Raw genomic sequence first — 10,876 nt, forward strand, 5'->3', positions numbered from 1 at the left:
GGCGGCGGGGCCGCGCGGCCGGTGTGCGGGGCGGGCGGGGCTGCGCCAAGCTGGAGGGGATGTCCGTCCCGTTCTGCCAGGAGGTGCCGATGGACCCGGTCCGGGCCCTGGAACGGATCGCCTTCCTGCTGGAGCGGGGCAGGGCCGAGACCTACCGGGTCCAGGCCTTCCGCACCGCCGCCCACGCCGTGGCGGCGATGGCCGACGGCGAGGCCGTGGAGCGGGTGACGAACGGCTCCCTGGAACAGGTGAAGGGCATCGGCCCCCGCACCGCCCAGGTGATCCGCGAGGCGGTCGCCGGAGGGACCCCCGCCTACCTTGAGCGACTGGAGACGGAGACCGAGGAGCGCGGCCCGCTCGCCGAGGGCGGTGAACGCCTGCGGGCGCTGCTGCGCGGCGACTGCCACCTGCACTCCGACTGGTCGGACGGCGGCAGCCCGGTCGACGAGATGGGCCGCGCGGCGGCGGAGCTCGGCCACGACTGGGCGGTGCTCACCGACCACTCGCCCCGGCTGACGGTCGCGAACGGGCTCTCGGCCGAGCGGCTGCGGCAACAGCTCGATCTGGTCGCCGAACTCAACGAACAGTGGGCGCCGTTCCGGCTGCTGACCGGCATCGAGTGCGACATCCACCTCGACGGCACCCTCGACCAGGAGGAGGAGCTGCTGGAACGGCTGGACCTCGTCGTGGTCTCCGTCCACTCCAAGCTGCGGATGGACCCCGCCCCGATGACCCGGCGCATGGTCGCCGCCGTCCGCCACCCCCGGGCGAACATCCTCGGCCACTGCACCGGCCGCCTGGTCACCGGCCGGGGCCGGCCGGAATCCCGATTCGACGCGGACGAGGTCTTCGCCGCCTGCGCGGAGTCGGGCACCGCCGTCGAGATCAACAGCAGGCCCGAACGACTGGACCCGCCCCGTCGCCTGCTGCGCCAAGCCGTGGACGCGGGCACGCTGTTCGCCGTCGACACGGACGCGCACGCCCCCGGACAGCTCGACTGGCAGATCTACGGCTGCGCCCGCGCAGAGGAGTGCGGGGTCCCGCCGGAGCGGGTCGTCACGACGTGGACGGCGGACGAACTGCTGGGCTGGACCCGCGAGGGCCGGGTGCCGGGCGGCACGTAGTACGTGTGCCGGCCGGGGGCGCTGCTAGCTGAAACTTCGATGGCCAGGCGCCGATTGACAGCCGTTCCGCGTCGGTGTCCGTGCATGTGTACTGAAGCCGGCCGGCCGGTGTTGCCGTAACTACTGCCTTCGACCGTGCTGCGGATCTACGCGTAGGGCCATTCGTTTGGATCATGCCAAGGCTGGTGCGGACGATGCTCGTGAGGAAGCATGGGGCGTGCGCGGTACGGGGGGTCTTCCGCGCGACCGATGTGCGACTTGAAGAGGGCCGATGACTGACGAGCAGGGCACCCCGACGCCGGTGGACGGGATCGACACGGGGACGCCGCATTCGGCGCGGGTGTGGAACTACTGGCTGGGCGGCAAGGACAACTACGAGGCGGACCGCCGGCTCGGGGCGACCATGGAGGAGCTGTACCCGCAGATCATCGACATAGCGCGCGCCTCCCGGGCGTTCCAGGCGCGGGCGGTGCGCTATCTGGCCGGTGAGGCGGGGATACGGCAGTTCCTGGACCTCGGCACCGGACTGCCGACGGCGAACGCGACGCACGAGGTCGCCCAGGGCGTCGATCCGACGGCACGGATCGTGTACGTGGACAACGACCCGATCGTCCTGGCGCACGCGCGGGCCCTGCTCACCAGCCGCCCCGAAGGAGCGACGGACTATGTGCACGCGGACCTGAGGGACGCGGAGACGGTCCTGCGCGAGGCCGCGCGGACGCTGGATCTCGACAAGCCGGTTGCCGTGATGGTGCTTTCGACGCTGGGGCACGTCGCCGACTCGGGAGAGGCCGCGGCGCTGCTGCGCAGCTACCTGGACGCGCTGCCTGTGGGTAGTTATCTGATGCAGTGCGACACGATCGGGACCCCCGAGACCGAGGCCGCATCCGAGGAGTACGCCACGGGCGGTGCCATGCCGTACATCTCGCGGCCCAAGGAGAGCATGGCGACCTTCGCGGACGGACTCGAGCTGGTGGAGCCGGGCTTCGGCTCGATCAGCCTGTGGCGCCCCGAGGAGCCCGTCGTCGGTGAGCCGGTCGACCAGTGGGGATTCGTCGCCGCCAAGCGGTAGCGGCCGTGGTGGCTACTGGTTGAGCTCCGCCAGCACCCGCAGGGTGTGTGGGTCCGGCGCCGTCACCAGGAGGTCGGTGACCGGGCCCTTGCGCCACAACTCCAGGCGTTCCGCGATGCGTTCGCGGGGGCCGACGAGGGAGATCTCGTCGGCGAACGCGTCCGGGACGGCCAGCACCGCCTCCCGTTTGCGGCCCTGGAGGAACAGTCGCTGGATGTGCCGCGCCTCCTCCTCGTACCCCATCCGCGCCATCAGGTCGGCGTGGAAGTTGCGGGACGCGGCGCCCATGCCGCCGATGTAGAAGCCGAGCATCGCCTTCACGGGGAGCAGGCCCTCCGCGACGTCGTCGCAGACCTGGGCGCGGGCCATCGGGGCGATCACGAAGCCCTCGGGGAGGCCGGTCAGCGCGGCCTCGTACACATCGGTGCGCAGCGGTGACCAGTACAGCGGCAGCCAGCCGTCCGCGATCCGGGTGGTCTGGGCGATGTTCTTCGGGCCCTCCGCTCCCAGCAGCACCGGGAGCCCGGCGCGCAGCGGATGCGTGATCGGCTTCAGCGGCTTGCCGAGGCCGGTGGCGTCCGGGCCGTTGTACGGATGGGAGTGGAACCGGCCGTCCAGGGCGACGGGCGCCTCGCGGCGCAGGACCTGGCGCACCACGTCGACGTACTCGCGAGTCGCGGTGAGCGGGCTGCGGGGGAACGGGCGTCCGTACCAGCCCTCCACCACCTGCGGGCCGGACAGTCCGAGGCCGAGCATCATCCGGCCGCCGGAGAGGTGGTCCAGGGTCAGGGCGTGCATCGCGGTCGCGGTCGGGGTGCGGGCCGCCATCTGCGCGAGGGCGGTGCCCAGCCGGATACGGGAGGTGTGGGCGGCGATCCAGGTCAGTGGCGTGAAGGCGTCCGAGCCCCAGGCCTCCGCCGTCCACACCGACGCATAGCCCAGTTCCTCCGCCTCACGGGCGAGATCCAGATGGGCCGGGTTCGGGCCGCGGCCCCAGTAGCCGAGTGCGAGTCCTAGCCGCATTGCGTTGCCTCCAAGCTCTCTGACGGAGCGTCAGGGACAGTCGGAGGGTACGACAGCGACCCCTCGCCCGGAAGGGGCGAGGGGCCGCTGTCGGTGGTGCGTGCGCTGTGGCGTCAGCCGCTCAGCCGCGCTGGATGCCCGTGGTGTCCTGGAGCACACCACGACGGCCGTCCTGGGTCTGGGCGATGAGGACCGGACCGCGCTGCTCGACCGCGAGATACCAGGTGCCCGGCGCCAGTTCGGCGATCGGGGACGGCGAACCGTCCTCGCCGTACAGCGGACGGGCCACCGGCACCGCGAACCAGAACGGGGTGAAGTCACCGGCGGGCGCCGCCTGCTGGGCGGGCGCCTGGGCCTGCTGCGGGTCGGGCTGGCCGGGCTGCGGCTGACCGCCGAAGGCCGGGGCCTGGCCCTGCGGCTGACCGCCGTAGGACGGCTGCTGGGCACCCGGGTAGCCATAGCCCTGGCCCGGCTGACCACCGTACGGCGGCTGCACGGCCTGCGGCTTCGGGGCGCCCGCCAGCGGGGCCTTGAGGGCCGGCAGCAGCGGGGAGGCCACCGCGCCCCCGGCCAGGGCCAGGGAGGCGATCAGGCCGAGGATCAGGCCGGCGCCGGCGTCGATCTGGCCGAGGTCGATGATGGTCCAGAACAGGCTCCACGCGGTGAACACCGTGGCGGCGACACCGAACTGGGCGAGATCGAGACCGGCGACCTTGCGCGGCTGGGGCTGCGAACGGGACAGCACGATCAGTGCGGCACCGATCACCCCGACCATGTAGACGCCGATCGCGTTGCCCAGGGAGTCCCAGGAGTTGGGCGCGTCGAGGCTGTTGCTTCCGTAGTCGAAGTAGTCGAGGAAAGAGGCGATGAACAGCACGACCGCTGCTCCGATCACCACGCCATCGCCTCGAGTGAGGGAGCGGATATTCACGTGAAGGTCCTTAGTCGGTCGTCTCGTCGGGGCGGTCGTCGCTGCCACCGGTACGGCGGGTACGGCGCGAAGCTCGGGAGCGGCCCCCCATCGTACGGATGAATCTATCGTCTGCCCGGGCGGGTTGTGCTCCTGCCCGGTCCTTGGGCGGGCATCCTCCCGAATTCACCGCAGAAGCACCTGTTACTACCCGTTGGAACAGTCACTGATGCCGTCGGCCGGCTACCCCTTGAGGTAGCTGCTGATGCCGTCCGCGATGCCCTGGGCGGCCTTCTGGCGCCAGCCCGCACTCGTCAGCAGGGCGGCGTCCTTCGGATCACGCATATTGCCGCATTCGATGAAGACTTTGGGGACGGTCGACAAATTCAGTCCGCCGAGATCCTTGCGGATGTCCAGACCGCTATGGCCGCCGACGTAATTGGAAGGCGCGCTTCCGGTAGCGCGTACGAAAAGTCCGGCGATGCGGGTCCCCAGATCGCGCGAAGGACCCACGATCTCCGAGGTGTCCGCCGCGCCGCCGCGCACCAGTGCGGGAAGGATCACATGGAAGCCGCGGTTCCCCACGGCCGAACCGTCGGCGTGGACCGAGACGACCGCGTCCGCGCCGGCCTTGTTGCCGATCCGGGCCCGCTCGTCGACGCACGGCCCGAACGCCCGGTCGCCGTCGTACGTCAGGATCACCTTCGCGCCCTGCGCGCGCAGCAGCGTCCGCAGCCGGTGCGAGACGTCGAGGGTGAAACGGGCCTCCGCGTATCCGGCGTCGGTGGAGGTGCCGGTGGTGTCGCACTCCTTGTGCGCGGTGCCGATGTCGACCTGGCGGTTGATCTCGGCGGTGTGCAGGTGGTTGTCCGGATTGTGGCCCGGGTCGATGACGACCGTCTTCCCGGACAGCGGCCCGGACGGAGCGGGGGAGGCGGGCGCCTTCGACGGGGGCGCGCTCGTACGCGCCGGTGACGGCGTCGCCGGGGAGGCCGGAGCGGGCGCGGCCGTCGAGGACCCAGCCGCGTCGCCGCCCTTCCCGGGCTGCGCCTGCGCGGCGCCGCCACCGCCGCAGCCGGCCGCGCCCAGGCAGAGCAGGGTCAGACCCGCGGCGGCCGCCAGGGCGGGGCGGCGGGCGGTGGGGGGAGCACTCTCGTCGTGACGCACCCGGCGATGCTATCCGGGAGGTCGCGCGGTGTCCGGAGAGCTCGCGGTCCGGCCTCGGCGACCGCCCGGGAGCCCTCGCGGTGTCCGTGCGGACCGGGGTCCGGCGCGGACGAAGCCGCCCGGGAGCCGTCGCGGCGTCGTCGGGGCTCAGATTCCCGTTCCCGTACGCCGCAGCACCCGCAGCGAGTCCGTGACGGAGATCTCGGTGAACGCCCCCGACGCCAACGCCCGCAGATACACCCGGTACGGGGCCTGGCCGCCGTGCGCCGGGTCCGGGAACACGTCGTGGATCACCAGCAGCCCGCCCTCGGCGAGATGCGGGGCCCAGCCCTCGTAGTCGCCGTTCGCGTGCTCGTCGGTGTGGCCGCCGTCGATGAAGACGAGGCCCAGGCAGCCGCCCCAGACGGCCGCGACCTGCGGGGACCGCCCCACGAGCGCCACCACGTGCTCCTCCAGACCGGCGGCGTGCAGCGTGCGGCGGAAGGTGGGCAGCGTGTCCATCCGGCCCACCTCGGGGTCCACCACCGTCGGGTCGTGGTACTCCCAGCCGGGCTGCTGCTCCTCGCTGCCCCGGTGGTGGTCGACGGTGAGCGCCGTCACGCCGGCCCCACGCGCCGCGTCGGCGAGCAGGATGGTGGAGCGCCCGCAGTACGTGCCCACCTCCAGCAGCGGCAGACCGAGGGCGGCGGCCTCGGTGGCGGCGGCGTACAGCGCGAGTCCCTCGCCCACCGGCATGAAGCCCTTGGCGGCCTGGAACGCGGCGAGAATCTCCGGCTTGGGCTCGGCGGCCATGGGTTCCTCCTGGTGGGACGGGTCGTGTCGACGGCGCCCCATCGTGCCGCACACCCCCGTCGACCTGGTCGGCGGGGGTGTGCGGCTGCGGGAGACGTGTCAGCAGCTCTGCCAGAGCCGGGTCATGACGCGGACGCCGAAGCGCAGTCCCTCCAGCGGGACGCGCTCGTCCACGCCGTGGAAGAGCCGGCCGTAGTCCAGGTCGTGCGGGAGCTTGAGGCCCTTGAAGCCGAAGCAGCGGATGCCCAGGTGGGTGAAGGCCTTTGCGTCCGTGCCGCCGGGGTTGCAGTACGGAACGGGGTGGCCGTCCGGGTCCTCGGCGCGCACCGCCTCGCACATGGCGTCGACGAGGGGGCCGTCGAACGTGGTCTCCATAGCGATGTCGTGGTTGACCCACTCACGGGTGACCGAGGGCAGCAGCAGCCGGTCGATCGTGTCGATCAGCTCCTGCTCGTGGCCCGGCAGGAAGCGGCCGTCGACACGCGCGGTCGCTTTCCCGGGGATCACGTTCGTCTGGTAGCCGGCGTCGAACATGGTCGGGTTCGCCGAGTTGCGGAGCACCACCTGCATGAAGTCGGCGACCGGGCCCAGCTTCGCGAGGCTGCCCTCGATGTCGCTCTCGTCGAACTCCACGCCGTAGAGGCGGGCGGCCTCCTCCAGCAGGGCGCGGACCGGTTCGATCAGCCGGATCGGGAAGGTCTCGCGGCCGATCCGGGTCAGCGACTCGGCGAGGTCGGTGACCGCGTTCTCATCGTTGGGGGACGATCCGTGGCCGGCCCGGCCGGTCGCGGTGAGCTCCATCCAGGCCATGCCGCGCTGGGCGTTCTCGATCGGGTAGAGGCGACGGGTGTCGTCGAGGGCGAAGGAGAACCCGCCGCCCTCCCCGATCGCCTCGGTCACTCCGGCGAACAGCTCCGGGCGGTGCTCGACCAGCCAGTGGGCGCCGAAGTTGCCGCCCGCCTCCTCGTCGGCGAGGAAGGCGAGGACCAGGTCCCGCGAGGGCTGCGTACCGGTGCGGGCGAAGTGGCGGGCGGTGGCCAGCATGACGGCCACCGTGTCCTTCATGTCGATCGCGCCGCGGCCCCAGAGGTAGCCGTCCCTGATCTCGCCGGAGAACGGCGGCACCTGCCACTCGGAGGCGTCGGCGGGGACCACGTCCAGGTGGCCGTGGACCAGCAGGGCGCCGCGTGCGGGATCGCGGCCCGCGATCCGGGCGATGACGCTGGCCCGCCCGGGGGCGGACTCGATCAGCTCGGACTCGATGCCCACCTCGGCGAGGCGGCCCACCACCCACTCGGCGCTCGGGCGCTCGTCGCTCGTGGGGTTGGAGGTGTCGAAGCGGATCAGCTCGGCGCAGAGGTCGACGACCTCGGCCTGGGCCTCGTCGGAGGCCGGGACCAGGGGGGAGGCGGGTTCGGGGACGGTGCTCATGCTGCTCCCACGGAGGTGGTGGTGCGGGCGGCGGGGACAGCGCTGTCCCCGGAGCCCTCGTCGTCCAGGGCGGAGGTGCCGTACGGCTTCACCCAGCCCAGCAGGCCGAGGACGACGTACAGGACGAAGGCGGTGGCCAGCGAGTTCAGGGCCGGGATGCCGCCGTCGTAGAACTTGCCGACGCAGAACGCCACGATCCAGATGACGATCGACATCGGGACCCAGGTCGGCGAGGACTTCGGCAGCGTCTCGGACTCCCGGGTGTCGTCCAGCGGCTCGCGCATCTTCTTCACGACCCAGTACTCGGCCACGATGATGCCGCCGATCGGCGGGATCGCGACGCCGAGGATCGTGAGGAACTCGGTGAAGTGGGTCATGATCCCGACCGCGGACAGGAGCGTGCCCGCGATGCCGAGGACGATCGTGACCGCGCCTCGGTGGACGCGCTTGCCGAAGACGACCTGGAAGAAGTTGACGACGCCGAGCGAGGAGCCGTACAGGTTCCAGTCGTTGATCTTGGCGGTCGACATCAGGACCACGATCACGCCGAAGGCGCCGGAGGTGGAGAGCACGATGTGCGAGACCTCGTTGCTCTTCACCAGGTGGCCGAGCAGCACACCGGTCAGTCCGACGATGTATTCGGAGAGGATCATCGAGGAGGCGCTCTGCAGGAAGACGTGCGAGCCGCGCTTGTTGTAGCGGGTCATCTCCGGGGAGACGATCGCGCCGGTCATGTAGCCGCCCGCGATGGCGGTGGCGGCGACGGCCAGTGGGATCGTGTCGCCCGGCGGCGGCGAGTGGATCAGGTCGCTGAACGAGTGGTCGTTCAGGGTGCGGATGACGGACCAGGCGACCATCGCGAAGAAGAGCGGGGTGACGATCTTCGCGAAGTTCGCCATGTACTTGAAGCCGAAGATCACCAGGGCGGTGATGGCGATGCCCGCGAAGACGCACCACATCCAGGACGGTCCGCCGACCAGCGCCGAGACGCTGTTGCCGAAGATCGTGTTCTGGACGCCGAACCAGCCGACGAGGCTGACCGCGATGACGAAGCTGACCAGGGCCGAGCCGTTGCGCCCGAAGCCCACCCAGCGGGTCAGCATCGGGGTCGCGAGACCCTCGCGCATGCCGGCCAGGCCGATCGCGAAGATCACGATCTCCAGGATCACCGCGCCGAGCGTGAAGGCGAGGAAGGCGTCGCCGAAGGTCATGCCGACGCCGATGGTGGCGCCGAGCGTGAACTGCGAGATCGAACCGGACTGGGCCAGCCACTGGAGCAGCATCGACCAGAAACCGAACCGCTTGTCGCGCGGGACGCGCGAGAGCGAGTAGTCGTCGCTGCCGATGCTCTTGGTCCCGTGGACCACGGCGTCGGCCTGCGGGGCGGCTGCCATCAGGACTCCTGGGGGGTGCGGCCGAAGGTCTGCAGGTGAGCCAGCGACCCGTAGCGGTTGACGAGGTTGTCGAACTCCATCGCGTCGTGGAAGTCCAGGTGGCCGCCGCCGTAGGCCTTGGCGACCTCCACGGCGTAGCGGGCGGCGGACGCGATGTCGCCCTCGTGACTCGCGCCGGTGCCGCAGCCCGGCACCGCGGAGGCCGACGTGATGGCCAGGCCGACGACGGGGGCGGCCGTCGCGGTGGAGGGCTGGAGGATCGAATTGATGTGGTGTGCACCGTTACCGTACGGCGTGATGTCCTGCGTGGTCACGGGGTACGTGACCAACGGCTCACCGGTCACCACGGCCAGCAGTTCGCCCAGCTGCTCGCTGACCCGGAGGACCCAGCCCTCCTTGACGGTGGGCGACAGGGCGAGGCCCTTGTGGTTGATGATCCGGTTGCCCTTGGTGGTGTCGATGGAGAGCACGGCCTCCATCTCGCCGGTCACCTCGTGCCGGTTCATGGTGGCGATGTCCACGGGCGAGCCCATGAACGGCACCGGGTCGTGCGGCTCGGTCGGCGCGTTCGGGCAGATGTGCGTGGCGACGATCACATCGCCGGGCAGCACGTCGCCGCGGCGGCGCATGTCGAGCAGCTTGGCGGCGGTGGCGACGGCCGAGACCGCGCCGTCGGCGTCGGAGACCATGCCGGTCACCTCCGGCCGGGCGCCGATACCGCCGAGCCGGCCGACGACGCCGAGCGTGCGGGCACCGCCCCCGGCCGTGCGTCCCCGGGAGCCGGGGATGCGGACCATCACGAAGTCCGTCGAACCGCGCTCGCCGGCGACCGTGGTGACCTCCGCGGACGAGCCCTCGGCCCCCGCTACGGAGTCGAGGTACTCGACGACCGTCTTGCCATTGACCTGGGGATCGTCGAGGAGATCGACGACGTCCAGTACGTACTTCAACATGGGGGCCTTTCTCGCGCATCCGTCACACCCGTCCGGCGCCCGGCAGGGAGTGGGACGCCGGACGGGGTGCTGAGAGCAGACTCGGGATCGGATAGCGTTGAACGCAACTGTTTCCCGTTATTTGCAATTCACGTCTGAATGGTGAGATAGACGATGACGGACTTCGATCTCGACCGGCGCACCCCCGCGGGGGCCCTGCAAACCGTCGACCGGGCGCTCCTCGTGCTGCTCGCGTTCGAGCGGACCAGACCGGACTGGGGCGTCACCGAGGTCGCCGAGGAGTTCGGCTGGGACACCTCGGTGGCCCAGCGGCTGCTCGCCACCCTCGCCGGGCGCGGCTTCCTGGTCTCCGACCCCGTCACCCGCCGCTACCGCATCGGCCCCGCCGTGCTGCGCCTGGGCAGGCTCTGGGAGCGCTCCGGATCGCTGGAGCTGCTGGCCGGACCGGTCCTGGAGGAGTTGCGCCGGGTCACCGGTGACACGGTGCTGTTCTGTCTGCCGGACAGCTTCCACATGCGGTGCGTGGCCGCCGAGGAGGGCGAGACCGGGCCGCTGCGCTACTACCCGCTGGTCGGTGAGCTCTACCCGGCGCACGCCGGGGCGACCAGCAAGTCGTTCTACGCCTACCTGCCGGACGAGCAGCGCCACCGGCTCTTCCGCGGGCGCCCGATGGCCCGGTTCACCGACCGGACCGTCACCGATCCGGACCTGCTGGAGCAGGAGTTCCTGAAGGTCCGCGCCCAGGGTTACGCCTGGACGGTCGGCGAGTACGACACCGGCGTCGCGACCGTCGCCGTGCCGGTCTTCCTCGGGCGTGAGCCGTACGGCAGCCTCAGCCTGGGCGGCGCGAAGGAACGGTTCGACGGGGCGCCGGAGAACCGTCTCGACGCGCTGCGGCACGCCGCCGACCTGCTGGAGAAGCGCCTCACCCATCCGCCCCAGCGCCCGAAGCCGAGGGCCCGCCGGACGGGGACCGCCTGACCCGGGACAGGCCCCGCAGGCCCGTACCA

The 10,876-nt window shown here is 71.3% G+C and carries 10 protein-coding genes; 3 read left to right on the forward strand and 7 right to left on the reverse strand.

The features are described from left to right. Positions 1–89 precede the first annotated feature (89 nt). Together ABTX18_RS06880 and ABTX18_RS06885 are read left to right on the forward strand one after the other, a co-directional pair. The gene (locus ABTX18_RS06880; RefSeq protein WP_352121861.1) at positions 90–1,124 is read left to right on the forward strand and encodes a PHP domain-containing protein; all 1,035 of its coding nucleotides are present in this window, start codon (positions 90–92) and stop codon (positions 1,122–1,124) included. Positions 1,125–1,395: 271 nt separating this feature from the next. After that, positions 1,396–2,196 (forward strand): SAM-dependent methyltransferase, encoded by an 801-nt coding sequence (locus ABTX18_RS06885; RefSeq protein ID WP_352121673.1) that lies wholly within the window; start codon positions 1,396–1,398, stop codon positions 2,194–2,196. Between the two features lie 12 nt (positions 2,197–2,208). Here the strand turns inward: ABTX18_RS06885 and ABTX18_RS06890 are convergent, their stop codons facing one another. The 7 genes from ABTX18_RS06890 to ABTX18_RS06920 form a co-directional block, all read right to left on the reverse strand. Next, complete coding sequence (locus ABTX18_RS06890) at positions 2,209–3,219, reverse strand: LLM class F420-dependent oxidoreductase (protein ID WP_352121674.1); 1,011 nt, start codon at positions 3,217–3,219, stop codon at positions 2,209–2,211. Between the two features lie 121 nt (positions 3,220–3,340). Continuing rightward, entirely contained in the window at positions 3,341–4,117 is a 777-nt protein-coding gene (locus ABTX18_RS06895) for a hypothetical protein (protein ID WP_352121675.1), read from the reverse strand. Between the two features lie 255 nt (positions 4,118–4,372). After that, a complete protein-coding gene (locus ABTX18_RS06900; RefSeq protein WP_352121676.1) occupies positions 4,373–5,296 on the reverse strand; it encodes an N-acetylmuramoyl-L-alanine amidase in 924 nt (307 codons plus the stop codon). 147 nt (positions 5,297–5,443) lie between these two features. Then, the gene (locus ABTX18_RS06905) at positions 5,444–6,088 is read right to left on the reverse strand and encodes a class I SAM-dependent methyltransferase (protein WP_352121677.1); all 645 of its coding nucleotides are present in this window, start codon (positions 6,086–6,088) and stop codon (positions 5,444–5,446) included. 99 nt (positions 6,089–6,187) lie between these two features. Then, a complete protein-coding gene (locus ABTX18_RS06910) occupies positions 6,188–7,519 on the reverse strand; it encodes a M20/M25/M40 family metallo-hydrolase (protein ID WP_352121678.1) in 1,332 nt (443 codons plus the stop codon). Next, complete coding sequence (locus tag ABTX18_RS06915) at positions 7,516–8,913, reverse strand: cytosine permease (RefSeq protein ID WP_352121679.1); 1,398 nt, start codon at positions 8,911–8,913, stop codon at positions 7,516–7,518. The genes ABTX18_RS06910 and ABTX18_RS06915 overlap by 4 nt, the downstream gene beginning before the upstream one ends. Then, positions 8,913–9,866: a DUF1177 domain-containing protein gene (locus ABTX18_RS06920; RefSeq protein ID WP_352121680.1), complete on the reverse strand. Its 954-nt coding sequence runs from the start codon at positions 9,864–9,866 to the stop codon at positions 8,913–8,915. Before ABTX18_RS06920 ends, ABTX18_RS06915 begins: the two co-directional genes overlap by 1 nt. A gap of 153 nt (positions 9,867–10,019) precedes the next feature. Between ABTX18_RS06920 and ABTX18_RS06925 the strand changes: the two genes are divergently transcribed. After that, entirely contained in the window at positions 10,020–10,847 is an 828-nt protein-coding gene (locus tag ABTX18_RS06925; RefSeq protein ID WP_352121681.1) for an IclR family transcriptional regulator, read from the forward strand. Positions 10,848–10,876: the final 29 nt, after the last annotated feature.

It is taken from the genome of Streptomyces sp. NPDC096323, assembly GCF_040302845.1.
In the GTDB taxonomy this organism is placed as follows: domain Bacteria; phylum Actinomycetota; class Actinomycetes; order Streptomycetales; family Streptomycetaceae; genus Streptomyces.

Excerpts from the sequence above, each read along its gene's own strand:
- ABTX18_RS06880 (WP_352121861.1), top strand. The coding sequence starts at position 90 with ATGGACCCGGTCCGGGCCCTGGAACGGATCGCCTTCCTGCTGGAGCGG.
- ABTX18_RS06885 (WP_352121673.1), top strand. The coding sequence starts at position 1,396 with ATGACTGACGAGCAGGGCACCCCGACGCCGGTGGACGGGATCGACACG.
- ABTX18_RS06890 (WP_352121674.1), bottom strand. The coding sequence starts at position 3,219 with ATGCGGCTAGGACTCGCACTCGGCTACTGGGGCCGCGGCCCGAACCCG.
- ABTX18_RS06905 (WP_352121677.1), bottom strand. The coding sequence starts at position 6,088 with ATGGCCGCCGAGCCCAAGCCGGAGATTCTCGCCGCGTTCCAGGCCGCC.
- ABTX18_RS06910 (WP_352121678.1), bottom strand. The coding sequence starts at position 7,519 with ATGAGCACCGTCCCCGAACCCGCCTCCCCCCTGGTCCCGGCCTCCGAC.
- ABTX18_RS06915 (WP_352121679.1), bottom strand. The coding sequence starts at position 8,913 with ATGGCAGCCGCCCCGCAGGCCGACGCCGTGGTCCACGGGACCAAGAGC.
- ABTX18_RS06920 (WP_352121680.1), bottom strand. The coding sequence starts at position 9,866 with ATGTTGAAGTACGTACTGGACGTCGTCGATCTCCTCGACGATCCCCAG.
- ABTX18_RS06925 (WP_352121681.1), top strand. The coding sequence starts at position 10,020 with ATGACGGACTTCGATCTCGACCGGCGCACCCCCGCGGGGGCCCTGCAA.